The organism is Parvimonas sp. C2 (assembly GCF_035282405.1).
Lineage (GTDB): Bacteria > Bacillota > Clostridia > Tissierellales > Peptoniphilaceae > Parvimonas.
The window spans coordinates 332,594-358,363 of sequence record NZ_JAYKBP010000001.1 but is presented as its reverse complement, the minus strand read 5'-3'; the positions used below and the strand labels follow the sequence as shown (position 1 = coordinate 358,363).

The 25,770-nt window shown below is 27.5% G+C and carries 24 protein-coding genes, 1 pseudogene and 1 other annotated feature; of the genes and pseudogenes, 19 read left to right on the top strand and 6 right to left on the bottom strand.

Annotated features, from left to right (window positions below; genetic code table 11):
- Positions 1 to 166: 166 nt before the first annotated feature.
- Positions 167 to 284 (top strand) — a sequence feature (ribosomal protein L10 leader region).
- Between the two features lie 20 nt (positions 285 to 304).
- The 6 genes from rplJ (at position 305) to VJI95_RS01680 (ending at position 4,553) form a co-directional block, all read left to right on the top strand.
- Positions 305 to 808 (top strand): 50S ribosomal protein L10, encoded by a 504-nt coding sequence (gene rplJ / locus VJI95_RS01705; protein ID WP_324010021.1) that lies wholly within the window; start codon positions 305 to 307, stop codon positions 806 to 808.
- Between the two features lie 29 nt (positions 809 to 837).
- Positions 838 to 1,212, top strand: coding sequence for a 50S ribosomal protein L7/L12 (gene rplL, locus VJI95_RS01700; protein WP_323998689.1), 375 nt, complete (start codon positions 838 to 840; stop codon positions 1,210 to 1,212).
- 250 nt (positions 1,213 to 1,462) lie between these two features.
- On the top strand, positions 1,463 to 1,978 hold the full coding sequence (locus VJI95_RS01695; RefSeq protein WP_324010020.1) for an NUDIX hydrolase: 516 nt from the start codon (positions 1,463 to 1,465) through the stop codon (positions 1,976 to 1,978).
- Positions 1,979 to 2,199: 221 nt separating this feature from the next.
- Positions 2,200 to 2,538 carry a type II toxin-antitoxin system PemK/MazF family toxin gene (locus VJI95_RS01690; RefSeq protein WP_009372758.1) on the top strand — a complete coding sequence of 113 codons (339 nt, stop codon included), beginning with the start codon at positions 2,200 to 2,202 and terminating at the stop codon, positions 2,536 to 2,538.
- Between the two features lie 16 nt (positions 2,539 to 2,554).
- A complete protein-coding gene (locus tag VJI95_RS01685) occupies positions 2,555 to 3,427 on the top strand; it encodes a hypothetical protein (RefSeq protein ID WP_324010019.1) in 873 nt (290 codons plus the stop codon).
- A 16-nt stretch (positions 3,428 to 3,443) separates the two neighbouring features.
- Entirely contained in the window at positions 3,444 to 4,553 is a 1,110-nt protein-coding gene (locus VJI95_RS01680) for an FAD:protein FMN transferase (protein WP_323998685.1), read from the top strand.
- A gap of 44 nt (positions 4,554 to 4,597) precedes the next feature.
- Here VJI95_RS01680 and VJI95_RS01675 read toward each other — a convergent pair whose 3' ends face one another.
- Positions 4,598 to 4,987, bottom strand: coding sequence for a zinc ribbon domain-containing protein (locus VJI95_RS01675; RefSeq protein WP_324010018.1), 390 nt, complete (start codon positions 4,985 to 4,987; stop codon positions 4,598 to 4,600).
- A gap of 133 nt (positions 4,988 to 5,120) precedes the next feature.
- On the opposite strand from VJI95_RS01675, the gene VJI95_RS01670 reads away from it, so the two are divergent.
- From VJI95_RS01670 to VJI95_RS01640, 7 genes are all read left to right on the top strand, one after another.
- Entirely contained in the window at positions 5,121 to 6,338 is a 1,218-nt protein-coding gene (locus VJI95_RS01670; RefSeq protein ID WP_324010017.1) for a hypothetical protein, read from the top strand.
- Positions 6,339 to 6,348: 10 nt separating this feature from the next.
- Positions 6,349 to 6,990 (top strand): GntR family transcriptional regulator, encoded by a 642-nt coding sequence (locus VJI95_RS01665; protein WP_323998682.1) that lies wholly within the window; start codon positions 6,349 to 6,351, stop codon positions 6,988 to 6,990.
- A 371-nt stretch (positions 6,991 to 7,361) separates the two neighbouring features.
- Positions 7,362 to 7,739, top strand: a complete 378-nt coding sequence (locus VJI95_RS01660) for a GrdX family protein (RefSeq protein WP_323998680.1) — start codon at positions 7,362 to 7,364, stop codon at positions 7,737 to 7,739.
- Positions 7,740 to 7,753: 14 nt separating this feature from the next.
- A complete protein-coding gene (locus VJI95_RS01655; protein ID WP_324010016.1) occupies positions 7,754 to 9,040 on the top strand; it encodes a glycine/sarcosine/betaine reductase component B subunit in 1,287 nt (428 codons plus the stop codon).
- A 14-nt stretch (positions 9,041 to 9,054) separates the two neighbouring features.
- Positions 9,055 to 10,350 (top strand): glycine/betaine/sarcosine/D-proline family reductase selenoprotein B, encoded by a 1,296-nt coding sequence (locus tag VJI95_RS01650; RefSeq protein WP_324010015.1) that lies wholly within the window; start codon positions 9,055 to 9,057, stop codon positions 10,348 to 10,350.
- A gap of 84 nt (positions 10,351 to 10,434) precedes the next feature.
- Positions 10,435 to 11,778 (top strand): sodium-dependent transporter, encoded by a 1,344-nt coding sequence (locus VJI95_RS01645; RefSeq protein ID WP_324010014.1) that lies wholly within the window; start codon positions 10,435 to 10,437, stop codon positions 11,776 to 11,778.
- 173 nt (positions 11,779 to 11,951) lie between these two features.
- A complete protein-coding gene (locus VJI95_RS01640; RefSeq protein ID WP_324010013.1) occupies positions 11,952 to 13,097 on the top strand; it encodes a hypothetical protein in 1,146 nt (381 codons plus the stop codon).
- A gap of 56 nt (positions 13,098 to 13,153) precedes the next feature.
- Here the strand turns inward: VJI95_RS01640 and VJI95_RS01635 are convergent, their stop codons facing one another.
- Positions 13,154 to 14,155, bottom strand: a complete 1,002-nt coding sequence (locus VJI95_RS01635; RefSeq protein WP_324010012.1) for an asparaginase — start codon at positions 14,153 to 14,155, stop codon at positions 13,154 to 13,156.
- A gap of 64 nt (positions 14,156 to 14,219) precedes the next feature.
- Positions 14,220 to 15,668, bottom strand: a complete 1,449-nt coding sequence (locus VJI95_RS01630) for an ABC transporter substrate-binding protein (protein ID WP_324010011.1) — start codon at positions 15,666 to 15,668, stop codon at positions 14,220 to 14,222.
- Between the two features lie 235 nt (positions 15,669 to 15,903).
- On the opposite strand from VJI95_RS01630, the gene VJI95_RS01625 reads away from it, so the two are divergent.
- From VJI95_RS01625 to lpdA, 4 genes are read left to right on the top strand one after another with little or no spacing between them, the layout of a single operon-like run.
- On the top strand, positions 15,904 to 16,878 hold the full coding sequence (locus VJI95_RS01625) for a thiamine pyrophosphate-dependent dehydrogenase E1 component subunit alpha (protein WP_324010010.1): 975 nt from the start codon (positions 15,904 to 15,906) through the stop codon (positions 16,876 to 16,878).
- Positions 16,879 to 16,900: 22 nt separating this feature from the next.
- On the top strand, positions 16,901 to 17,890 hold the full coding sequence (locus VJI95_RS01620; RefSeq protein WP_324010009.1) for an alpha-ketoacid dehydrogenase subunit beta: 990 nt from the start codon (positions 16,901 to 16,903) through the stop codon (positions 17,888 to 17,890).
- Between the two features lie 9 nt (positions 17,891 to 17,899).
- Positions 17,900 to 18,937, top strand: coding sequence for a dihydrolipoamide acetyltransferase (locus tag VJI95_RS01615; RefSeq protein ID WP_004833153.1), 1,038 nt, complete (start codon positions 17,900 to 17,902; stop codon positions 18,935 to 18,937).
- A 15-nt stretch (positions 18,938 to 18,952) separates the two neighbouring features.
- Complete coding sequence (lpdA, locus tag VJI95_RS01610) at positions 18,953 to 20,671, top strand: dihydrolipoyl dehydrogenase (protein WP_324010008.1); 1,719 nt, start codon at positions 18,953 to 18,955, stop codon at positions 20,669 to 20,671.
- A 52-nt stretch (positions 20,672 to 20,723) separates the two neighbouring features.
- On the opposite strand, the gene VJI95_RS01605 is transcribed toward lpdA, so the two are convergent.
- From VJI95_RS01605 to VJI95_RS01595, 3 genes and pseudogenes are all read right to left on the bottom strand, one after another.
- Positions 20,724 to 21,254 carry a hypothetical protein gene (locus VJI95_RS01605; protein ID WP_324010007.1) on the bottom strand — a complete coding sequence of 177 codons (531 nt, stop codon included), beginning with the start codon at positions 21,252 to 21,254 and terminating at the stop codon, positions 20,724 to 20,726.
- Complete coding sequence (locus VJI95_RS01600; protein ID WP_324010006.1) at positions 21,236 to 22,540, bottom strand: hypothetical protein; 1,305 nt, start codon at positions 22,538 to 22,540, stop codon at positions 21,236 to 21,238. The genes VJI95_RS01605 and VJI95_RS01600 overlap by 19 nt, the downstream gene beginning before the upstream one ends.
- Before the next feature lie 238 nt (positions 22,541 to 22,778).
- A pseudogene (locus tag VJI95_RS01595) lies at positions 22,779 to 23,747 on the bottom strand (IS30 family transposase).
- A 197-nt stretch (positions 23,748 to 23,944) separates the two neighbouring features.
- Between VJI95_RS01595 and VJI95_RS01590 the strand changes: the two are divergent.
- On the top strand, positions 23,945 to 24,871 hold the full coding sequence (locus VJI95_RS01590) for a lipoate--protein ligase family protein (RefSeq protein WP_324010005.1): 927 nt from the start codon (positions 23,945 to 23,947) through the stop codon (positions 24,869 to 24,871).
- Between the two features lie 9 nt (positions 24,872 to 24,880).
- Positions 24,881 to 25,384 (top strand): GNAT family N-acetyltransferase, encoded by a 504-nt coding sequence (locus VJI95_RS01585; RefSeq protein WP_324010004.1) that lies wholly within the window; start codon positions 24,881 to 24,883, stop codon positions 25,382 to 25,384.
- Positions 25,385 to 25,770: the final 386 nt, after the last annotated feature.

Below are 25,770 nucleotides of genomic sequence, written 5' to 3'. Positions count from 1 at the left end.
AATTTGAATAAACTTTTAAACTTTTTATTTAATCCTTTAATTCTAACATACAGGTTATATTTTTTTATAATTTTTGGTCTCACATCATTTACAAATGTACAAGAAGAAATATTAAAATTTTTTTAAAAAGGTATTGCATTTATTTAAAATTATGGTATAATATATATGTTAATTTTATAGGCTACCCAAGACCGTAGGGACATTAGTTTAAAAATCCTACATAGGTGGAAATACTTTATTATGTATTTTATCTCTACTCTTGGTAGAGATTTTTTAATATGTAGCCTTTTGTGGAGGTGAAAAGATGAAAGATTTTGTTTTAGAACAAAAACAAGCTGTTATATCAGAAATTAGAGAAAAAATTGAAAATTCAGGTTCTTTAGTTTTAGTTGATTACAGAGGCTTAACTGTTGAACAAGTAACTGACTTAAGAAATAAGTACAGACAAGCTGGTGTTCAATATAAGGTATATAAGAATACTATGATGAAATTAGCCTTCAAGGAATTAGGATATGAAGATTTCAATCAATATCTAGAAGGACCAAGTGCTGTTGCGTTTTCAGGGGAAGATTTAACAGCGGCAGCAAGAATAACTAATGAATTTGCAAAATCAAATGAAAAATTAGTTATTAAAGCAGGTATATTAGAAGGAAAAATTTTAGATATTAACGGCGTTAAAGCTGTTGCAAGTATTCCTTCAAGAGAAGTACTTGTTGCAAAGTTACTAGGAAGCTTAAAGGCTCCAGTATCAAATTTAGTTTATATGTTAGAAGCAGTAAGAAAAAAGAAAGAAGAAGAAGCAGCTTAATGGTTGCATAAAATTTTAGGAGGTATATTATGGATTTCGAACAAATATTAGAAGCAATTGAAAAATTATCAGTTCTTGAATTAAATGAATTAGTTAAAGCAGCAGAAGAAAAATTTGGAGTTTCTGCAGCAGCACCTGTAGTAGTAGGTGGAGCAGTAGCTGGTGGAGAATCAGCTGGAGCAGCAGAAGAAAAATCTGAATTTGATGTAATTTTAGCATCAGTTGGAGCAGAAAAAATGAAAGTTGTTAAAGCTGTTAAAGATTTAAGTGGATTAGGATTAAAAGAAGCTAAAGAAATAGTTGACAACGCTCCAAAAGCTATTAAAGAAGGAGTAGCTAAAGAAGAAGCTGAACAAATGAAAGCTAAATTAGAAGAAGTAGGAGCTACTGTAGAGTTAAAGTAAGAAATTACTTATATAATAATTTGAGAATTAAAGGTGGATTTTTGTCCACTTTTTTTTATAAAAATTTTTAATACTTATTATTAAGTATTGATTTATTTTCTCTAAAAATATATAATAAACAAATAAGATTATTTAATAGGAAGTTTTTTGAACGAAAATAATAAGACTGATTGACATTACTTATAGAAATGTTATATTTTTTATTAATTTGTATAATGATGTAAATAAATTTACATAAGGAGAAAATTTGTTGAAAGAAGTATTTGCTATTCCTGCTGTAGGGGCATTAATTTACAGGATTAAAGATAATAAATTAAATATTTTAGTCCAAGAAAGGTATAAGGAAAATGAAATTTTTGAAAAGGGTTTATTAGAATTGCCAGCAGGAAAGATTAGAGAATATGAAGATATTTTTAAAGCATTAAAAAGAGAAGTAAAAGAGGAAACAGGATTAACAATTATAGAAATTTTTGGTGAAAATAATATAGATATCAGAGAAATGGGTGAATATACTGTCAATAGCTATATTCCATTTTGCTGTACTCAGAATTTATCAGGAGGTTATTCTATTATTCTTCAAACTTTTTTGTGTAAAGCTGAAGGTAAAATAAGACCAAATTTTAACGAAACAAGAAATGTTAGATGGATGAATGTTGATGACATATATAGTTCTATTAACGAAAATTTAGAATCTTGGTATCCTATGCATGTTAATACATTATTTAAATTTATTGACTATTATCAAAAAGGGTTTATTTCTGAGTGATAAAGTTCAAATTTTAAAGTTATTTGGTTTTTTAAAGCATAAAATTATAATGGATTTCTATGGGAAATCTATTATTTATAATTTGCATTGTGATGCACTTTTTTATAAAAATTTTTAATAATTGTTATCAAGTGTTGATTTATTTCTCTTAAAAATATATAATAAATAAATAAGATTATTTAAGAGGGAGTGCTTTTAGTTTTTACTAAAAGAAAAAATATATGAAAGTAAAAAGAGGAGATATTTTTTATGCTGATTTAAGTCCCGTTGTAGGTTCTGAACAAGGCGGGGTAAGACCGGTCCTAGTTGTTCAAAATGATGTTGGAAATAAATACAGTCCAACTGTCATTATTGCAGCTATAACTTCTCAGATGAATAAAGTCAAACTTCCAACTCATGTTGAAGTTTCAGCAGAATTTGGGCTTCCTAAAAATTCTGTTGTATTGTTGGAGCAAATAAGAACTATTGATAAAAAAAGACTTAGAGAAAAAGTTGGCTTTACAGATGAGTTCTTTATGAAAAAAGTTAATGAGGCACTTTTAAAATCTGTCGGGGTTTAGTACATAGAGGGAAAATATGCTTGAATTAGAAAAAAATATAGAATTTATAAAAAATAGAAAATTAAAAGTAAATAAAATAAGTGAAAAAGAATATATTTTGGAAAATAAAAGTGAAAAGTTTATTTTAAATTTATTTCCTTCTGGTAAGTTTTCTAAGATAAGTAAAATTTTTGATTGTCTAAATAATTTATCAGAAGAATTTTCTAATATTTCTTATGAAGGTATTGGAATTTTCAATGATAAGTTCTGTTATAGAATTATTCCTTTTGTTATTGATGAAAAAAATAATTTAACTGATGAAGAAGCATATAATGTAGGCTTTAAAATTGGAAAATTTATTTTTGAATATCATAAAAGTTTTCAAGGCTGTGATTGTGGTAGATGGAACAAACATTACAATTATAGGATAAATAAATTCTTACATAAGTATGGACTTGGAAAATTTAGAGGAAACTTAGATTATGTTCTTTTTGATTTTTTAGAAAGAAATAGATATTGTTTAAATGATAGAACTTGTACTACTATAATTGGAATTAATGGACTTGATGATATAAAAATTTCAAAAGACGGGAAATTTCAAATTATAGAGGAGTATAAAATTTTAAGATCAGATTCTTATTTTGAGTTTAGAAATTTGAATCTATATTATGATAATAATGCAAATTTATTGACAGGAATTGTTGATGGATATTTTAAAAATAATGTTCCGAGGGCATTTTTTAAACTTTTAGGAGTATATACTATAATTGAAAATTTATATGATATTTTTGTTGAAAGTAATGATTTTGAAGATGAGATAATAAATGAAAAGATAACAAAAATTAACGATATTTATGACGGATTTTCGAGTATATATCCTATTTGGTATTTAAGACAGAAAAAAATTTAGTTGAAGTTGGGGAAAAATGAAGAAATTTAATAGAAGAATTATAAGTTTATTGTTATGTTGCTTAGTTTTTGGAGCTTGTTCAAAAAAAACTGAAAACGTAGAATCTAAAAAAGATGTTAAAAATAATGAAAGTGCAAGCTTTAAGAAGTTTTCAAAATCATTTTTTGGTGTTTTTGATACAGATGTAGCTTTCAGTGCTTATTGTGCAAATGAAGAAGAATTTAATAAATATTATAAAGTATTAGAAGAAGATATGAAAAGATACCATAATCTTTACAATTCTTTTGAAAATGCTAGTGAGAATAATATAAAAACTATTAATGACAATGCTGGAAAAGAACCTGTTAAGGTTGACAAAGAAATTATAGAGCTTTTAGAATTTTCAATTGAAAATTATAAAAAATTATCTAATAAAAATAATATTGGTATAGGAAGTGTAACTTCTCTTTGGAAAGCAGAAAAGGATGCTGCTGTTGATCTTAAGGGAAAACTTCCAGATGATAATAAAATAAAAGAGGGGTTAAAGCATACTAATATTGACAATATTGTAATTGATAAGAAAAATAGTACGGTTTTTCTAAAAGATAAAGATATGAAACTTGATGTTGGAGCTATTGCAAAAGGTTATTCAGTAGAAAAAGTTATGAATAAATTGAAATCAATGGGTTTAAAAAGCGCAATAATTTCAGCAGGAGGAAATGTAAAAGCTATTGGAAGTCCTTTAGAAAAAGATAAAAATAAATGGGGAATTGGAATTCAAGACCCTAAGTTTGATTCTGATAAAGTTGATATTAAAGAAGTTATTTTTTCAAGTGAAACTTGTGCGGTTACAAGTGGAGATTATCAAAGATTTTATTTTGTAGGAGATAAAGCATATAATCATATTATTGACCCAAAAACTGGCTATCCTAAAGATAAAATTAAGAGTGTAACAGTTTTGTGTAATGATTCTGGACTTGCAGATTTTCTATCAACAAGTTTGTTTTTAATGGATGTTGAAGAAGGCAAAAAACTTTTAGAAAAAGTAGAAGGAGCAGAGGCATATTGGATTCTTTCTGATGGAAGTGTACATTATACAGAAAAAATGGAAAAAATGTTGCAAAGCAAAGGAGCCACAAATAAATAAGTTTAAGCAAAAAAAGTTAGGATTTATGGGTACACATCAAAATCCTAACTCTTTTTAATTTCTTCATGTTTACAATGTGGGCAAATAACTTTTATTTTTCCTTTTCCTTTTGGAATTCTAAGTTCTTGGCCACAATTTTTACATTTAAAATATTTGTAATTTTTCCTATCTCTAGATGAAAATTTTAAAAGTCTGGAGTATATTGGAGAAATTAAATTGAAAAATTTTATTTGCTCCAGGGCTCTTTTTCTTTTATTTTTTGAAAACATTCTAAACAATGCAATTGAAAACAAAATAAAAGAGGTTATTGCTAAAACATCACTTTTCTTAAATAAATTTACAATTCCAAATCCAAGTGAAAGGTAGATTATTATATTATTTAGAATATCTCCGCCATATCTATCTTTCATAAAATCTAAAAATTTTTGTTTCATAGTACTCTCTCCTTAATAATGTATCAATCATTTTAATTATACCACAAAAAATAGTTCTAATAACAGTTTGATATTGTTTGCAATCTGTGATAAAATAAAATAGCGTGATTTGATTTTTAGATAGAGGTGTATTATGAAAAATTTTGGAATAAGTGTTAAATTTCAATGCGATATAGATGAATTTTTAGAAAAAATCGATGAATTTGCAGAAAATGAAAATTATGGATTTTCTCTTGAAGAAATTGATGGTTCGATGATACTAAATTTTGAAATTATTCCTTATCTTGCTTTAAATTTTAAAATTGATGAAAAAATAGAAATGAAAACGGAAACTTGTTATTATGGGCTTGGTTTTCATGTTTTAGTTCTAGATTTTATAAATGAACTATTTTCTTTTTTAGGTTGTGAATTTGAAATTAAAGACGACACAGGCTTCTATACAGATAATAATTTAGAAAAGCTTAAAGAACTGTTTAATCAATGGTTTGATGATAGAGCAAGACTTATTTTAACTAACAAAGATAATATAAGAATTAAGTCAATATTTATGGATAATAAAAAAGTTTATCCCATAACTACAGAGGACTACATTTGTACTTATATGGGAGTAGTTTCTCTTTCTGAGTTTGAGGATTTGTATAAAAATGATATTGAAGCTATTAGAAAAAGAGTATTCTTATTTAATGAAAAAGTAGTAGATCCTTATTCTGATGAAAATTATCTGCTTTATCATATTTGGAATAATTTAAAAGATTTGACATTGGTTGACGATTTTGATGAAAGATTATCTATGGTTATGTTTATGTTTGAAAATTTAATCGAAAATAATGTAATAATACACTTACCACAAAAATATTCTAGAGAAATATATAAATACTTAGGGGTTAATAAATTTTCAACATCAAATTTTGCATATAGAAAAGTTAGATATGAGGTTGGATATCATTTTTATGATAAATTTTTAAAAGATTTGGACTTTTCATTAAGAATACCAAGTTGGTTTGAATATAATGGTAAAATTAAAGGCTATTTAACAACTGATAATGCTATATTTTTAAGTGAATATGGAAGTCCAAATGGTTTTGATTTTGATGAGAAATACTTATCTGAAAAAAGTTCAGATGAGTTTAAAATTTTGATTTTTGATACAATTAACGAAAATAAATTCTTTTTAGGTTTTGAAAATTTAGATGACGAATATGGCTATGTTTCGACACAAGAACAAAATGATATGAATTGTGAAGAAACAAATTGTCAGATTATTGATTTAAAAAGAAATAAAATGTATGAAATTTGTGTTTTAGGAACTGAATCAATGGATATAATAAGACATATGATTGAGTTAATGTAGGAGATGTTTTATGAATAAAAGAGGGAGAACAAAGGAAGATATTTTTAATACCTTAAAAGAAAGAATTGTAACATTACAATATGAACCTGGAAAAATTTTAAATGAAATTGAATTATCCGAAGAGTTTGGGGTTAGTAGGACTCCAATTAGAACTGTATTTCAACAATTAGAGTCTATAAAGTTAGTTGATATTGTTCCAAGATATGGAGTTCAGGTGGCAACTTTGAACTTTTTAAATATAAAATCATTATTTGAAGTTACAAAAGTTTTAGATCCACTTGCTACAAAACTTGCAGTTTCAAAATTAACGGATGAAGATAAAAAGAGACTTAGAGAAATAGTTTCAACCTTAGAAACTTATGATACAACAAAAGATTATCAAGAAGCAATTTTGCTTGACGAAGAATTTCACAAAATTGTTACAAAATCTTGTGCTAATCCTTGGCTTATAGATATATTATCCAGTTTGCATTGTCAAACGGAAAGATTATGGCATTATTGTGATATATATTTCAGTGATATGGAGATTTTTACAAGGACATTTAAGAAAATTGTAGAAGCATTTGAAAATAAAGATGAAGAGATGGCTGAAAAATATGCAAAGGAGCATATTGAGGATTTTGTAGAAAAGATAAAATCAGCATTATTATAAAAATTTGAAGTGATTAGATTAACTAATCGCTTTTTTTATTACAGAGTAAGAATATTTTATAGCTCCAAATGGTGCAAAATATTAGAAGATGGAGTTGTGTTTGTGCTTATAAATAAATTTAATTGTTTAAAAAATAGATAATAAATTTATCAATGGAAAAATTTCACTAATTATTACATTTTTGCAATTTTTATTCATGAAAAAATATATTTTCATAAAATTTTTTTATATTCGAAATTATAGCTAAAAATCAATATTTATTGTATGAAAATTATATATTTAACATTTTCAACTTATAAAAAACTTATAAAATACTTTTGAAATACAAAAAATAATATATTATAATACAATTAACAGAGGAAGTGATTTATTTGAGTTTGAAAATTGTATCAAACAATTCTTTAGTAAAAGAAAAATTTGATTGTGTTGAATTTGTTGATGGAAGTTATATTGATGTTTTAATTGCTACAAGAGATTTAATACATAAAGGATGCTCCTTAGTAAGTCATCCTTTGCCAGCTAGTATCAGAATGGTTTTTTCTTCAATTAGAAGTATAGTTATTGAAGACGGTAACGGTTTTGATGAAAATAGCATTTTAATCATTGAAGAAGCAATTGACAAATATAATTTAACAATGAAGAATAGAAATGTTGATTTCAAAAATGTTAAAGATTATGAAATTGTCGATTTAACACTAGTTGAAAGTGCATTAGAAGAATATAGGATGCTAAGTAAACTAGAAAAATAATTGGAGGTGGTATTTTGAAGCTTAAAATGAACAGAATCTTCATTAAGGATTTGGCATTTGGTGAAGAAACTAAAGTAGAAAATCATACTTTATTTATTAACAAAGAAGAAATTGTTAATGAATTAAAGAAAGAACCAGGAGTAAAAGATATTGATATTGACTTTGCAAAACCTGGTGAAAAGGCAAGAATTATACCTGTAAAGGATGTTATTGAACCTAGAGTAAAAATTGAAGGTGCTAAAGGATTTGCAGGAGTTACAACTGATGTTGCTCAATTAGGAGAAGGTGTTGTTAATGTACTTTATGGAGCAGCAGTTGTTACAATTGGAGACATTGTAGGTTTCCAAGAAGGTGTTATTGATATGTGGGGAGAAGGAGCAAAATGGACTCCATTTTCTAGAACATATAATATCGTAGTAGATATTAAAGTTGTTGATGGATTACATCCACATGAACATGAAGAAGTTGTTAGACTTGTTGGACTTAAAGCAAGTGAATTAATCGGTGAAGCAGGAAGAAATGCTAAGATTGATGAAACTGTTGAATATGGCATAGGCGATAATGATGAAGAAACTAAAAAATATCCTAATTTACCAAAAGTAGTTTATGTTGAAATGTTAATTTCACAAGGATTACTTCATGACGGATATATTTATGGAACATGTACAAGACAAACTTTACCTACATTAATTCATCCAAATGAAGAATTAGATGGAGCTGTAATAAGTGGAAACTGTGTTGCTGCATGTGATAAGATTACTACTTACCAACATCAAAATAATGCTTGTATCTTAGATTTATACAACAGACATGGAAAAGATATTAATTTCGTTGGTGTTGTATTAACTCCAGAACTTACAACTTTAGCAGGAAAATTCAGATGTTGTGATTATACTGCTAAACTTTGTAAACTATTAGGAGCTAATGGTGTAATAGTAAGTGAAGAAGGTTACGGAAACCCAGACTCAGACTTAGTAATGATTTGTACAAGACTTGAAAAACAAGGTATCAAAACTGTTCTTGTAACAGATGAATGTTCAGGTTGGGATGGAATGAGTCAACCATTAACAGATACATCAAAAGAATCAGTTGCTGTTGTTTCAACAGGTAATGTAAGCCATGTTGTTCATTTAGAAAAAGCTGATAAAGTATTAGGAGATTCAGAAGCTATTGCTAATTTAGCAGGTGGTTGGGATGGAGCATATAATCCTGAAACTGGAACTCTTGAATGTGAATTGAATGCCGTTATAGGAGCTACTTCCGAAATAGGTTATCACAATGCAACTGTTGAATTATACTAAGAGGGGTGAGAGTTTTGAGTAAAAAAGTATTATATTATATCAACCAATTTTTTGGACAAATTGGTGGAGAAGAAATGGCTCATGTAGCTCCAACTTTTGATGAAAAGGCAGTTGGACCTGCAATGGGTTTTGAAAGAAGTTTAGGAGAAGATGCAAAAGTTGTTGGAACAATTATTTGTGGTGATAACTTCTTTAATGAAAATTTAGATGAATCTTTAAAATTTATAAAAGAAGTAATGGATAAAGTTAATCCTGACATTGTTGTAGCAGGACCTGCATTTAATGCTGGTAGATATGGTATGGCTTGTGCTGGAGTTGCAAAATTTGTAACAGAGAATTACAATATCCCAGTTGTTACAGGAATGTATGAAGAAAACCCAGGACTTGACGCTTGTAAGTCAATCGCTTATGTAGTGCCAACAGGAAATGTTGCTAGTTCAATGAGTAAAGCACTTCCAGTAATGGGAAAATTAACTTTAAAATTATTAAATGGTGAAGTTGTTAAACCTTTAGTAGATGGATATTTTGCTCAAGGTAAGAGACTAACTGTTTTATCTGAAAAAATTGGTGCTGTAAGAGCAACTGATATGTTGATGAAGAGATTAAGAGGAGAAGAATTTGAAACAGAACTTCCAATGCCAGTATTTGACAAAGTAGAACCTGCAAAAGCCATTGCAGACTTATCAAAAGCTGTTATTGCAGTTGTTACAACTGGTGGTATTGTTCCATTAGGAAACCCTGATAAAATCCAATCTGCATCAGCTCAAAAATGGGGTAAATATGATATTTCTGCAATAGATGGATTAGGAAAAGATTATTGTACTATCCATGGTGGTTACGATCCAGTTTATGCTAATGAACTTCCTGATAGAGTAGCTCCTGTAGATATTCTAAAGGAAATGGAAAAAGAAGGAAAAATTGGTGGAGTTTATAAATATTTCTATACTACTACTGGAACAGGTACAGCAGTTGGAAATTCTATAAAATTTGGTGTTGAAATAGGAAAAGAATTAAAAGAAGCCGGAGTTGACGGTGTTATACTAACTTCTACTTGAGGTACTTGTACACGTTGCGGGGCAACGATAGTAAAAGAAATCGAAAGATATGGTATACCAATTGTTCATATGGCTACAATTGTTACTATTTCAAAATCAGTAGGAGCTAATAGAATTGTACCTACAGTTGCAATTCCATATCCAGTAGGGGATGCAAGTTTAGAAAAAGATAAAGAATATGCAGTTAGAAGAGATTTAGTTGAAAGAGCAGTTGACTCTTTAGCAACAACTATAAATGAAGCAAAATTTTTCTAAAGAAAAATTTGTAATAAAATACATTCCACTTACAGACTGTTCTGTAAGTGGAGTGTTACTCTAAAATTATAGGAGGATAAATTTATGGAAGAAAACAGAAGTAATTGGAATAGTAGGTTTGGTTACATTATGGCTGCAGCTGGATTTTCAATTGGTCTTGGAAACGTTTGGCGTTTTCCTTACCTAGTTGGAACAAACGGTGGTGGAGCATTCGTACTGATCTATTTAGCTATTTGTATAGTTATTGGGATTCCTTTGTTTTATATGGAAGTTACTTTAGGTAGAAAAGCAATGTCAAGCCCAATAGTTGGTATGAGAAAGTTAACTAAAAAAGGAAGTCCATGGGTAAGTTTTGGATGGCTTGGAGTTTTAAGTGCATTCTTCATTTTAACTTACTATATAAACATTATGGGTTGGATAATGGCTTATATTGTTAAAATGCTTACTGGAGCTATGAAAGGATTTACAGCAGAACAATTTACAGCTAATTTTAATGAATTGATGGCTAGTCCTACTCAACTATTATTATGGACTTTCATTTGTACTGTTATAATTGGTGTAATTGCAGCTAAAAACTTAAACTCTGGTCTTGAAAAAGCTTGTAAGTTTATGATGCCAGCATTATTTATTATGTTAATTATAGTAGTTATAAGATCCGTAACATTACCAGGAGCTGGAGAAGGTATTAAATGGTATTTAAATGTTGACTTCTCAAAAGTAACTCCTCAAACATTCCTTACTGCACTTGGACAATGTTTCTTCTCAGTAGGTATAGCAAGTGGTGGAGCTTTCGTATATGGTTCATATTTAAAGAAAGATTCTAATATTCCTGAAGATGGATTAATGGTAGTTGGTTTTGATACATTAGCTGCATTAATAGCTGGTTTTGCTACATTCCCTGCAGTTTTTGCATTAGGTTTAAAACCAGATTCAGGTTCTAACTTACTATTTGTTACAATGTCAAATGTATTTATGAATATGCCATTTGGACAAGTATTTGGATTTATGTTTTTCTTATTAATGTTCTTTGCAGCATTATCAAGTGCTTTAGGATATTTGGAACCAATTAGTTCTTCATTTTCAGATATGCTAAAATTATCAAGAGCTAAGGGAGCTGTTTGTGCTTTAACATCAATCTTTATAGTTGGACTTTTCACAATATTCGGATTGAATGTAATGAAGGGTGTTAAAATTATAGGAAAGAATTTATTCGACTTTGCAGATTATCTATCAGGTAATATAATGATGCCACTTGGAGCAATAGCATTAATACTTTATGTATTATTTGTTTGGAAGTTTGATAACTTCAGAGAAGAAGTTAATGCTGGGGCAAAGAAAATAAGAGTTCCTGAATTCTTCAAACCAATAGCTTATTTATTGCCAATAGCATTAATAATTATATTTGTTGCAGGGTTAGGAATATTTTAATTAAGAACTAGAAATATGTTAATTTAATACACAACTCACCTATAAAATTTATCAAAAAAACTCAGGCTGTTTGATTGCCTGAGTTTTTTCGTGGAATTTTTTGAGTTATTATTGATATATATATATATATGATATAATGCAGTTATATAATATACGGAATATGGAGGATTTAAATGAAAAAATTTTTTAAACTTATTTTAGGTATAGTTTTTGTTATATTTACTGTATCTTGTGGAGATGATTTAGTAAAGAAAGAAGAGGATCCAAATTTACCAAAATTCAATGTTGAGATTAATGTAAAATGTGATGGAAACTTAATTTTTAGCAAGTATGATGTAGATGTTTATATTGATGATGAGAAAGTGGCTACCATAAAACATGGAGAAAATTATGTTGATATAGTTAAACTTACTGATGGGAAACATACTTTAGTTTTTAAAAATAAAGATGATAAAAGTGTAGAAGGAAAAGTAGAGTTTCTAATAAAAGAAGATACCAAGCTAAATTATCAAATACATTGTAATAATGATAAAGTTAGAATTAAAGAACTTGCTGATGAAAAAAAGAAAGAAGAAGTGCAAGAATCTAAAGAAAATGAAAATAATAAAGAATCAGATATTTCTGAAAAAAATAGTGAATCTTTAGAAACAACATTTCCTAAAGAAAATGCAAGAAGAGCTGTTGTTGTAGCATTTACCAATGGATATTCAACAGATGTATTTAAAAAAGATGGAAATACATATGATATTAATAAATTTCATAGTTATGCAGAAAAGCCAGAATATCATATAAAAATTGAAAAAGATGGCAATTGGACTGCTAAAGATGAGAAAACTTGGCATATTGAAAATATTGAATTAAAGACTTCTTACAAACTTTATTTCAATACTAGTTTAGATATTACTTTTGATGGAAAAAATTATATTATTTCCAATGTAAGTGGATTAATGGGTAAAAAAACAAATTCAGATAAACAAAAAACTGATATAAGTGACTTTGCAAGTGGTAATTGCCCTTATTGTACAGTTAGTCCTGAACTAATTAGAGAAGATAGAAATCCTGAAGATTTTAAAGAGTTAGATGAGGATAAAATAAGAAGTGAGGCCAGAAAGGTTTTTCAGGCATATGGGAAAAAATTATTTCCTTATGGATTTAAATGTCATTGGATAATTGGTTTAAGAGCTGAAGAAGTATCAAGAGATGGAGCTTGTTTTTTAAAGGTTGATGTAACAATAAAAAATGAGTATGGAACAAAACGTAAAGCAATAGCAGAAGGAACAGTTAAAGATGGGAAAATAATAGATTTTCATATTCATTAGTAATATAATATATATATTATATGAGAAAAGTTTGTTCGGATTGAACAAACTTTTTTTCAATTTTCATTAAATATCATATCGTTATTTATTTTTGTATAGAATAATTTTTTTACTGTTTCAAAATCATTACTAAAATTTCCTAAAATCCACATTATTTTTGTAACAGTTGCTTCAGTAGTCATATTGTGAGACTCTAAGTAAGAGATTGAGCTTATTCTCTTTCCAACTTCATATACTCCAACGTCAGAGCCCTCTTGAGGCACTTGAGTTGTCATTATTATTGTTTTTTGATTACTGTATTCTGAAATTAATTTTTTTAATTCTATTTCTATTGTTTTTGGAATTCCGCCAACACCAAAGCTTTCAATTATTATTGCATCGTAATTTTTGAAAATTTCAGGTAGTATTTTAGCAGTCATTGAAGGAATTAGTTTTAATACAAATACATTAGTATTTAGAGAGTCATAAAACTTAACTTGTTTATCATTTTCGTCATTGTTTATATATCTATAAATTTTTTCATCTTGCATAATTGCTAAAAATGGGAAATTTACAGATGCAAAGGCATCAAAACTTTTAGTTCTTTCTTTTCTGGCTCTAGTTCCTGCAATTACTTTTCCATCAAACACTATACTTACACCTTTTGAACTGCTTTTTGAGGCATATAAAAGACTATTTAATAAATTGTTTTTTGCATCTGTTATATGCATATCTATTGACTTTTGAGAACCAGTTAAAACAATAGGTTTTTGACTATTTTGTATCAAATATGATAGAGCTGAAGCTGTATATGCCATAGTATCAGTTCCATGAGTTACTACAAAGCCATCATATTTTTCATAATTATTTTTTATTTCATCTTTTATTTTCAACCAATGTTCAGGTTGCATATCTGTTGAGTCTACATTTAATAGATTTACTGTATCTATTTCAAAATCCAGTTTTGTAAAATTTAAATATTCAAGTAATTTTTTTGAATTGATTTTTGGTGTCAATCCCTCGTTAGTCGGAATTGACGCTATTGTTCCACCTGTTGAAATTAATAAAATTTTTTTCATAACCTAAACCCCTATATTATAATTTTTAAATCAGATATATTATATCATAAAATATAAATTCCAATTATTGTTTTAATAAATTTTTTATTAACAATAGCCCATTTGGACTTACATATAGCCCTTGTATATTGTTGTGAACAAGTACTGAAAATGAACGTTTATATAATGGGAAAATGAGATTATCCTTTTTGATATCTTCAATTGAAGTGTACATTTTTGAAAAGTCATCATTTTGTAAATAGTGATTTATATAGTATTTAATATCCATTTCATCAGTTGTTCCCATATTGAAGGTTGCATGTGTTATAGATGCATCTCCATTATTTGTAATACTTACTTTTATTCTGTATTTGTCAATCCATTCCTTGGATAATGAAGCTAAAATTCTTTCTGATAGCTTTGTTCCATTATGTTTTAAAGTGAGAATTTCATTTTGTAAATTTGAAGATTTTAGTATTTTGTCAACTTCATTTTTTAATTTGGCAATTTGATCTGAAACTAAATTTTCTTTTTGCTTAATAGGTACTGAATTATTGTACAAAATAAATTCTGCTAAAAATTTAGAATCTATTAGAGCTTCCAAGTTTTTCTTCAAAGTATCATTTTTTAAGATTTTACTATCTTTATCTAATTTTAAAAATTCAAAAATATTAGTTTTAAAGTTTAGCAGTTCCGGCTTTTTGCTGGAATCAAGGCGTCTTTCATAAGGGATTTCATAAAATGGAAGACCGAAAAAGTCAATTTGTTTTAAGTCGAAAAGTTGATAGGCCAATATATCATTTTCAACTAATTTCAAAGTTACTTTTTTAATCTTTGTATTTACATTATCCCAATAATTTTCATTTTGTTCTAAAATTATTTCTTCATCATTATAGCTTTTTAATCTAAAGGCACTATTAGTAATAAGATTTTCTTTGTCAATCTTGCTATTTTTTTTAGTCGGAAACATAAATACATTAGAAAGAATTTCATCAAAGTTTTTAACAGGATATTCCATATTGACTTCTATGGTATTTTCATCTGTAATCCTAATTCCTTTAAAGTCATTAGATGATATCTTTCCATCATATAAATTTTTTGCATCTTTAATAAAAAATAGTTTAAAAGCATTAGGATTATTATTCTCTTTGTTTAGAATACTAATCCAAGATTGTACATAATCTTCAGCTGTAATATTTGATTCGTCAGACCATTTTAAATTATCTCTAAGTTTAATTGTCCATTTTTTAAAATCTCCACTTTTTTCTATACTTTCAGCCTGATTTAAAGCGATTTTTCCATGTGATGAATATTCAGTAAGACCTTCAAAAAGCTGAGATACTACTGAGTCATTATTTAAACTATTTGATAGTTTTGGATCCAAATTATATTCTTGTTTCTTAATCGCCGTTACTATTTCTGTATTTGAAGATTTAGAATTATCATTTTGTTTTTCTTTTTCTTTTTTATTGTTTGAACATGACACTAGAAGAAATGCCATTAATATTAAAAATATTTTTGAAAATTTTTTCATAATATTCTCCTTAAAAATTTTTCTAACAGATATATTTTATCATAATTATATAAAAATTAAAATGATTACAAAAAAGTAATAAAATAATCAAAAGTTATAGTGATTTAAATCACAATTATTATGTTTATCAAATTTTATTGTTAAAAAATTAAACAAGTTTTGATATTTTTTATTAATTTGAGGTAAATACATAGTACAAAATAATAATTTTGATATTTGATTTTGGAGGTTTATTGTGAGTAGTTCAAAAAAATTAACAAAAAAAGAACTTTTGGAAATGTATGACAAAATGTTACTTATAAGACATTTTGATATGGAACTTAGTAAATTATATTCAAGAGGTTTTATTCATGGAATGACACATTATTCTGTTGGGGAAGAAGCTGCGAATGTAGGTGCTATTTATCCAATGAGAAAAGAAGATTTAATGTATTCAAATCATAGAGGACATGGTCAAACAATTGCAAAAGGTATTGATATAAATAAAATGATGGCAGAAATTTTAGGAAAATCTACCGGTCAATGCAAAGGTCGTGGAGGCAGTATGCATCTTTACAATTTAGAAGTAAACAATATGGGTTGTAATGGTATTGTTGGCGGTGGCCATGGTTTAAGTACAGGTGCTGCTCTTGCTCAAAAAATGAAAAAGACAGGGAATATTGTTGTTTGTTGTATGGGAGAAAGTGCTACAAATGAAGGAAGTTTTCATGAATGTTTAAATATGGCATCAATTTGGAAATTACCTTTAATATTTTATGTAATAAATAATAATTATGGTATTTCAATGTCTCAACAAAGATCAATGACTGTTAAAAGAGTAGTAGACAGAGCAGATGCATATAAAGTAAAGTCAATTTATGTTGAAGATGGAAATAATGTTTTAGATGTTTATGATGCTATGAGTGAAGCACTTGATTACGCTAGGGAAGGTAATGGACCTGTTTTAGTTGAGGCGAAAAGCTATAGATGGTTTGGTCACTCTGCTTCAGATGCAGGAAAATATAGAGATAAAAAAGAAGTTGACGAATGGAAAGAAAAAGATCCTAATGTTGCATTTAAAAAATATTTGGTTGAAAATAAAATTGCGACTGAAAGTGAACTTGATGAAATGGAAGAAAGTGTAAAGAAAGTAATCGCTGATGCAATAACTTTTGCTAAGGAATCACCTTTAGCAGATGAAAAAGATGCTTGTACTGACAATTATGCTTAATATTATTTAATAGGAGAAGATTATGGCTAGTGAAATAAAGATTATGACTTTGCGTGAAGCAATAAAAGAAGCAATGTCCGAAGAAATGCGTAGAGATGAAAATGTATTTTTAATGGGAGAAGATGTTGGTATTTTCGGAGGAGATTTCGGAACTACTGTCGGAATGCTTGAAGAATTTGGAGAAGAAAGAGTTAGAGATTGTCCTATAAGTGAAGCTGCTATAGCAGGAGCTGCCGCAGGTGCAGCGTCTGTTGGAATGAGACCTATAGTTGATTTAACTTTTATGGATTTTGTTACAATAGCAATGGATGCTATAGTAAATGAAGCTGCTCCAATGAGATATATGTTGGGTGGAGAAGTAAGTGTTCCAGTTGTTTATCGTTGTGCGTCTGGATCAGGTACTGGAGCCGCTGCTCAACACTGCAAGGCTCTTGAATCATGGTTCTGTCATATTCCGGGTTTAAAAGTTGTTGCTCCTGGAACAGTTAATGATGCTTATGGAATTTTAAAAGCATCAATAAGAGATAATAATCCAGTAATTTTCATTGAATCTAAAGCCCTTTTTGGAAGAAAAGGAGAAGTTAAGGTTGGAGAAATGGTTGAAATCGGAAAAGGAGAAGTTAAAGTTGAAGGCAAAGATGTAACTTTAGTTTCTTGGGGAAGAATGTTGGAAAGAGCTTTACAAGCTGCTGAAGAATTAAAAGCTGAAGGAATTAGTGTAGAAGTTGTTGACCCAATAACATTAGTACCTTTAGATGAAGACTTGATAGTTGAATCTGTTAAGAAAACAGGAAGACTTGTTCTTTGCCATGATTCATTTAAAACAGGTGGATTTGGTGGAGAAATTTCAGCTAGAATTGCTGAAAGTGATGCTTTTGATTATTTAGATGCACCAATTTATAGACTTGCTGGAGCCGACACAAATATACCTTCTGCTAAAAACTTAGAAGCAGTAATTGTACCAAGTGTTGAAGATATTAAAAATACAATTAGAAAAGCAGTTAATAGATAGGAGGAAATTATGTCTGATATAAAATTAAGAGCAACACCTGCTGCAAGATTTTTATCTAAGCAAAATAATATCGACTTATCATTGCTAAAAGGAACAGGCCCTAAGGGAAGAATTCAAAAAGAAGATGTTTTAAATTTTAAAAATTTTGGAATTATTAAAGTTTCTTCTCTTGCGAAAAAAATTGCAGAAGTTGAAGGTGTTGATTTAACTAAGGTAACTGGAACTGGAGTTAATGGTAAGATTTTAAAGGAAGATGTTTTAGAATTTTTAACAAATAAAGATGTAATTTCTACAGAAAAAGCAGTTGAAGAACAACAAATCGAAACTCAAGAAGTTAAAAAATCATATGGTGAAGTTGAAGAAGTTCCAATGTCAATGATGAGAAGAACTGTTGCTAAGAGAATGAGTGAAAGTTATTTCACAGCTCCAGTTTTTGTAGCAAATATAGAAGTTGATATGACTGAAGTTAAAAACTTAAGAGCTAATATTATGCAACAATTAATTGATGAAACAGGATATAAACTTACTATTACAGATATAATTTCTTTAGCAACTGTGAAGAGTTTAATGAAACATCCATATGTAAATTGTAGTTTATCAGCAGATGGAACTAAAATTTTACTTCATAAATATGTAAATCTTGCTATGGCTGTTGGTCTTGAAAGTGGACTTTTAACTCCGGTTGTTAAAAATGCTGAGAAAATGAATTTAAGAGAACTTATGATTTCATTAAAGAACTTAACTAAAAAAGCTGTTGAAATGAAATTAGAGTCAGAAGAATTAGAAGATAGTACATTTACTATTAGTAACTTAGGAATGTTTGGAATTGATTCTTTTGCTCCTATTATAAATCAACCTAATAGCGCTATTTTAGGTGTAAGTGCAACTGTTGATAAACCTGTTGTAGTAAATGGAGAAATAATTGTAAGACCTATTATGAAATTATCAATTACTGTTGATCATAGGGTTGTTGATGGAATGGAAGCTGCGAAGTTTTTAAATACTTTGAAAAATTATTTAGAAAATCCTATTTCAATTTTAGTTTAGTGTGAGGAGAAAATTATGTTAACAGAAGTAATAATGCCAAAAGCTGGTAGTGAAATGGAAGAAGGCCAAATTGTAAAATGGCTTAAAAAAGAGGGAGACAAAGTTGAAGCCGGAGAAATAATTTTAGAAATTATGACTGATAAGGTTAATATGGAAATTGAAGCTGAGACTTCCGGAACTTTGCTTAAAATATTAAAACATGATGGAGAGATTGTTCCAGTAATAACAACTATTGCATATATTGGAGATGAAGGAGATGTTATACCTGAAACTGCTTCAGCACCTGTTAAAGAAGAAGTTAAGGAAGAAGTAAAAGAAAAGGTTGAAGAAAAAGTAGTTGAAGTTAAAGCTGAAACTAAAAAAGAATTAAAAGATGGTGAATATGATGTTGTTGTAATTGGTGCTGGTCCTGCAGGTTATTATTCAGCGATTAAAGCTGCTCAAAAAGGAGCAAAAGTTGCAATAGCTGAAAATAATAAATTTGGTGGAACTTGCTTAAATAGAGGATGTATTCCAACAAAAACATATTTACAAAATGTTGAAGATTTGGAAAGAATTAAAGCATCAAGTAAAAGAGGAATTATTTTAGAAAATGATAAAGCTACTGTTGATGTTTCAAAGGCTTTAAAATTTAAAAATTCAATCGTAAAGAAACTTACTGCTGGTGTTGAATTCTTATTAAAGAGCAATTCAGTAGAAATGTTTAAAGAAACAGCTTATATTAATTCAAATGGAAATGTTACTTTAGAAAGTGGAAAAGAACTTGTATGTGGTTCTGTGATTTTTGCCGGTGGTTCTAAATGTGTTAAAAATATCAAAGGATCAGATAGCTCAAATGTTATAGATACTGATGAAGCTTTAGATTTAAAAGAAGCACCTGAATCATTAGTAATAATCGGAGCAGATTATATTGGAGTTGAAATGGCTCAAATATTCAGTTCTTTCGGAAGCAAAGTGACTGTTGTTGAAAGAAAAGATTCAGCGGTTGAAGTTATAGATTCAGAAGTTTCTTCAATTTTAATAAAGTCTTTAGAAAAATCAGGAATTAAATTTATCTTTGGTAAAGAAATTACAGAAATTTCCGGAGAAAAAGTATTAGCCGGTTCAGAAGAAGTTGCAAGTGCAAAAGTAATTTTACTTACAACTAGAGAAGCTGATTTAACAGCATTAAAAGATGTAAATCTTGAAGTTTCAAATGGAAATGTAGTTGCTAATGAAAAAATGCAATCAAGTTTAAAGAATATTTATGTTCCTGGAGATGTTAATGGTAAAAATCTTCTTGCACATGCTGCATTTAAAATGGGATATGTTGCTGCTTCAGAAATAGTTGAAGGTAAATCAGACAAATACAATAACAATATTATTCCAAGAGCAATTTACACATATCCTGAAATAGGAAGTGTAGGTTTAACTGAAGAAGAAGCAAAAAAATCTTATGATGTAAAAGTTGGTAAATTTAACTATGGAGCAAATGGTAGAGCTTTAGCTCATGGAGATTCATCAGGAATGGTTAAAATTATTTCTGATGCAAGATATGGCGAAATTTTAGGCGCTCATATTGTTGGACCTAGAGCATCTGAATTGATTAATGAAGTTTCAGTTTTAATGCAATCAGAAGTTATTGTTGAAGAAGCAATTAAAATGGTATTTGGACATCCAACATTCTCAGAAGCAATATATGAAGCTATTGCAGATGTTGAAGGAGTTAGTGTACATTTACCGAGAAAACAATAAAAATTTAAGGGACTGTATCAGAATTATTAATCTGAAAGCAGTCCCTTATTTATTACTTGATTTTTTCAATAATCAAATCACATAACTTAAGAACATGATTATATAATTTTTCATCTTTGTTTAATTCAAAAGTTCCGACAATATTTTTATCTTTCGGATCATATCTTTCCATGATTACTTCCTTTCCTGATTTCAAATCTTCATAGCTACTGATTCCAAATTTAACATCATCATTTATATTTACTAGTATTTCTATTGCGATTTTATATCTGTCTTTATTTCCGCTTTTATAATCAGCAGTAAAATCTAAGAAAGGAGTTTTAAATTCGTTTATAATATCCTTTTCGTTTTTATCTGAAATATAAAAATGAAAATTTTTAGTACTTTGATCCATAACTATGCTACCCATAACTTCAATTGAATTTTTAGGTTTGGTAGTTTCATTAGCTTTTTCAGTTTCAGTTTCAGTTACAGTTGTAATTGGTTTATTTTGTTCTTTATTGTTACAAGCACATATCAAAAAGAGTACAATGAATACGCTCAATATCTTTATAAATTTGCTGTTTAAATTTTTCCATTCCAACTTTTATCACCTCTAAACCTTAATGGGTAGTAATCATCCGTAGCATTCAACGCATTCCATATATTTGAATAAAAGGAAATTGAAGAATTTCTTTTAACATATCTATTTAAATTTTTACAAAATTTATTTGAAACTTTTATATTGACAGTTTTAAACCATCCCATAAAAATCATCTTACTTGAATTATTATAAATTTGAAAAGCATTTGACCATGTATTATTAGCTGCAGTTGAGCAAGCATCCAAAAATACAAACTTCCATTTTCCGGAGACATCTGAAGGGGATACATGATTACCTGAGTTATCAGTAATAGAGTTAGTACTTCCATGTCCCGAAAAAGTAAAGCCATAAGAATTATGTCCTTTTAAATAAGCTTTTACAGTACTTGATGAAAAATAATTTACACTTGTGCTATATCCTAAAATACTCAATATTTCTCTTAAGTTTACAGCATTTTCAGGCTCAAAAGTTTCGGAAATATAAAAAGATTTTCCATCTAAACTTTTAACTCCGTTAATAAGTAAAACTCTTCCGTCCTTTGCACCAACCCAGACTTCAAATTCATTATCATAAATTACTTTATAAATCGGTTTAGGTTTTTCGTCTTCTTTTAATTTATCTATAACAAATTTGATTTTTACAAAGTTGGCGTCTACATTATTTTTGTGTAAATATCCATCAGCAATGTTTTTTGCTTCCTGAATTGTTATGTTTGCCAAAACTCTTTTGTTAAATTCTTCGATTTTTGAATAAGTTATAATTCTACCGGTAGAATTTTCAATACTGACAATAATTACATTATACTTATTTTCAATATTGTCTGTATCATTTGAAAAAATTAGTTTTGTTCCAGCACCATCTAATAAATCTTGCTCTTCTTTGAGTCTGAAACCATCAGGAATCAATTTTGTAATTTCAGTAATTATATTTTTTTTCTTTATATTGTTGAATGATATGCTACTATTATTATTATTATCTAATTTCAATTCAGATGTTCTATCCATATTCAATAGATTTCCATTACTATCGAATATTATTTCTGAAATATTATTTATCTTATAAATAATATTATTCTTTTTATATAATTTTCTATCGAAACCATTTATATTTTCATTACATAATTTTGTTTTAGTATCATTTTCTTTTTCTAGTTTTTCCTTAGTTAAATCTAAAATTTTAAAAGCATTCTTTATTCTAGTATTTGTTTCATTTGCATTCACAGTATTGGTTACAAAAAATGCACCCAGTATCAATAATAACCCTAATATTTTATATTTTAATTTCATATTATTTTCCTCCCTAATTCATATATAAAAAACGTTTATTAATCTATTAAACACAAACTATCTCCATTTTTATACCTAGTAAAGTTGAAAAACATAATCTACCTCCAAAACTGCAATACGGTACTTACTAAAAGTATATTATTTATTAGATAGATATTATCATAATTATTAAATAAAATCAATAGTAAATATTAATGAGGTTTGTTATTTTATTTTCAAGGTAAATTGCAAGAATAAATTAGCCACATAAAAATAACTCTCTAGGTGTTTTGTAATTGAATATTTTTTTTTAGGATAATCATTAATCCAATTTTCAATAAATGCTACTCTTTGGTGAGTAGTATTTTTTGTTCCTTTAGGTAAAAATCTTCTTATTAATCTATTATGATTTAATCTATTATGATTTTCATTAGTTCCTCTTTCATAACTTGAATAAGGGTGAGTGTAATAGATTTTTTCATATTCAAATACTTCAAAAAGTCTTCCAAATTCTGAGCCATTATCAGCTGTAACGCTTTTTATTTAATATTCTTTAAGTATTTCTTTTAATGCATTATTTACTGATTTTATAGTTTTATCAGGTATTAATCTTATTATTTCAAATCTACTTTTTCTTTCAGTCATCGTCAACAAACAATTACCTTTTTCCTTTGTTAAAATCACTGTGTTTATTTCAAAATGACCTATTTTCTCTCTTTCATTTATATAATCCAGTCTTTCTCCTACAGATTTTCCTAATATTCTTTCTATTTTTTCTTTAGAATTATTATTTATTTTATTCTTTCTAGGATAATTTAAAATACTTCTTTTCAATCCAAAAACGCTTTTATTTATCCAATAATATATTGTTGATGTTGATACTTTATTATCTATTTTTGTTTTTGAAATTATTTCAGGTGAATGTTTCTGTTTTAAAAAATGTAAAATTTTATCTCTAATTTCAAAATATATCTTTAATTTTCTCCCACATCTTTTTTATTTTTATCGTAAATTAATTGAGCAAAATCTGCTTTGTATATCTTTTTTAATTTACCATAAGAAGTTCTCTGAATGGCTAAACTTCTTTTAATTTAATTATTTATTGTTTGAGGACTTTTTCCTAAAAGCCTTGCAATTTCTATATTGCTTTTTCTTTCTTTCATTTTTCTATTAATTTTCTTAACTCTATTGTTAAATGCTTATGTTTTGTGTTACAATTACTATACATCTCATTTAGGTTCCTTTCTTAGTTTTCTAGTCAATTACTATTATACCTCTTTGAGATGATTTTTTATACTACTACTGGCTAACTTAATTTTACAATATGCGATAATAAAATTTATTTAAAAAAAGTATAGAAATTCTATCCTTTTTTTAATGAATATGATAAAATAGTTTTAATGCTTTTGGAATTGAGGAGAAATTATGATTTTTATTAAAAATAAAACTACAGATGTGTATTTTAATTTAGCTATGGAGGAATACATCTTTGAAAAATTTAAAGAAGATGAAGTTTTTATGCTTTGGATAAATGAACCGTCAGTAGTTATAGGAAAACATCAAAATTTAATTGAAGAATTAAATATGAAATACTGTTTTGAAAATAATATCAAGATTGCTAGAAGACTTTCAGGTGGTGGGACAGTTGTTCACGATTTTGGGAATCTAAATTATACTTACATAACTAATACAATGGGAGATACTGCACTAGATTTTAAGGAATTTTTAAAACCTATGTATAATGCTCTTTTGAATTTGAATATTGATGCTCATATTTCTCCAAGAAATGATTTTAGAGTTCTGGAAAAGAAAATTTGTGGACATTCTCAATTTATGAGAAAGAAAAGAGTTTTACATCATGGTTGTATTTTATTTGATAGTAATTTAGATAACTTAAGAAATGCATTGAATGTAAATAATAAAAAAGTTATTTCAAAATCTGCAAAATCTGTTAAGAGCAGTGTTGCAAATTTAAAAGAGATTTCAAAACTAGATTATCAAATTTCAGATTTTTTAGAAAAATTAAAAAATGAAATTTTAAAAACTCAAGAGAATTTTGAAATTTACGAATTAACAAAAGAGGATATTTTTAAAATAGATAAAATAAAATCTGAAAAATATGCTACAAAAGATTGGATATATGGACAATCTCCAAAATGTACTTTTATTTTAGATGAAAAAAAAGATTATAATATTGAAATTTATGATGGGAAAATAGAGAAAATAAATATTTGTAACGAGAATAAACTTGATGGTTTAATCGGAATTTATTTTGAATATGAAGAAATAAAAAATAAAATAGCTGAGTTAAATCTAAAAGATGATTATGCTAAAAAACTTATAGAAATTTAAGGAGATTATATGCTATTTTTAAAAGAGATGAATATTGAAGATGCAAAGAAAGAATATATTGCAATGACTTCAATTCCTGAAGATGAGAATGGGTTTGTGAATAGATTTTATAATGTTTCATTTGAAGAATTTGTAAATGAGGTAATTCCAACCTGTGAAAAACAATCTAAGGGAATTGACTTAAAACCTAATAGAGTTCCTCAAAATTATTATTTTTTATGGGACGATGATGAAATAGTGGGTCTTTTTAAAGTACGAAAAAAACTTAATGACTCTTTAAGAGAGGGAGCAGGACATATCGGCTATGGAATTATAAAAAAATATAGAAATAAAGGCTATGCAACAAGAGGCCTTAAACTATTAATCGAGCTTATAAAAGATGAAATTGAAGAAGAGGAAATTTATATGAGTGTAAATAAAGATAATGCTTACTCTTTAAAAACTCAGCTAAACTGTGGAGCTTATATATTTAATGAAAATGAAGACCAATATTTTACTAGAATTAAAATTTAAGATTTATATTTAACAATGACAGTTCAAAATGAATTGTCTTTTTTAAATTTTTGACAATAACATATACAAATATATTATTTTTGTTATTTTTTTAATTATATTATATCAGATATAGTTTTATATTATTCAATTATATATCATATTAAAACTTAGCATAAAAATCACTAAAAAGTTTTGATTTATTATTGAAATCTTGAATTTCATATGATATAATAATTCCCATATGCTTTATTATAAAATAAAAGTACAAAAATTAGAAAGGAGGTCTTTTTGTAGAAAATCAAATGGATATTTAGGATTATAAAAATGGAGATTAAAAAATATTTAAGCATAATTATAATAAAGTATATATTTTATTAAAATAATTTTATAAGAAACTAAAAAAA

Bases quoted from the DNA above. Each gene is read 5' to 3' on its own strand.
- VJI95_RS01585 (WP_324010004.1), top strand. From the start codon at position 24,881: ATGCTATTTTTAAAAGAGATGAATATTGAAGATGCAAAGAAAGAATAT.
- VJI95_RS01590 (WP_324010005.1), top strand. From the start codon at position 23,945: ATGATTTTTATTAAAAATAAAACTACAGATGTGTATTTTAATTTAGCT.
- VJI95_RS01690 (WP_009372758.1), top strand. From the start codon at position 2,200: ATGAAAGTAAAAAGAGGAGATATTTTTTATGCTGATTTAAGTCCCGTT.
- VJI95_RS01630 (WP_324010011.1), bottom strand. From the start codon at position 15,668: ATGAAAAAATTTTCAAAAATATTTTTAATATTAATGGCATTTCTTCTA.
- rplL (WP_323998689.1), top strand. From the start codon at position 838: ATGGATTTCGAACAAATATTAGAAGCAATTGAAAAATTATCAGTTCTT.
- VJI95_RS01635 (WP_324010012.1), bottom strand. From the start codon at position 14,155: ATGAAAAAAATTTTATTAATTTCAACAGGTGGAACAATAGCGTCAATT.
- rplJ (WP_324010021.1), top strand. From the start codon at position 305: ATGAAAGATTTTGTTTTAGAACAAAAACAAGCTGTTATATCAGAAATT.
- VJI95_RS01620 (WP_324010009.1), top strand. From the start codon at position 16,901: ATGGCTAGTGAAATAAAGATTATGACTTTGCGTGAAGCAATAAAAGAA.
- lpdA (WP_324010008.1), top strand. From the start codon at position 18,953: ATGTTAACAGAAGTAATAATGCCAAAAGCTGGTAGTGAAATGGAAGAA.
- VJI95_RS01640 (WP_324010013.1), top strand. From the start codon at position 11,952: ATGAAAAAATTTTTTAAACTTATTTTAGGTATAGTTTTTGTTATATTT.
- VJI95_RS01600 (WP_324010006.1), bottom strand. From the start codon at position 22,540: ATGAAATTAAAATATAAAATATTAGGGTTATTATTGATACTGGGTGCA.
- VJI95_RS01675 (WP_324010018.1), bottom strand. From the start codon at position 4,987: ATGAAACAAAAATTTTTAGATTTTATGAAAGATAGATATGGCGGAGAT.
- VJI95_RS01685 (WP_324010019.1), top strand. From the start codon at position 2,555: ATGCTTGAATTAGAAAAAAATATAGAATTTATAAAAAATAGAAAATTA.
- VJI95_RS01665 (WP_323998682.1), top strand. From the start codon at position 6,349: ATGAATAAAAGAGGGAGAACAAAGGAAGATATTTTTAATACCTTAAAA.
- VJI95_RS01645 (WP_324010014.1), top strand. From the start codon at position 10,435: ATGGAAGAAAACAGAAGTAATTGGAATAGTAGGTTTGGTTACATTATG.
- VJI95_RS01680 (WP_323998685.1), top strand. From the start codon at position 3,444: ATGAAGAAATTTAATAGAAGAATTATAAGTTTATTGTTATGTTGCTTA.
- VJI95_RS01615 (WP_004833153.1), top strand. From the start codon at position 17,900: ATGTCTGATATAAAATTAAGAGCAACACCTGCTGCAAGATTTTTATCT.
- VJI95_RS01670 (WP_324010017.1), top strand. From the start codon at position 5,121: ATGAAAAATTTTGGAATAAGTGTTAAATTTCAATGCGATATAGATGAA.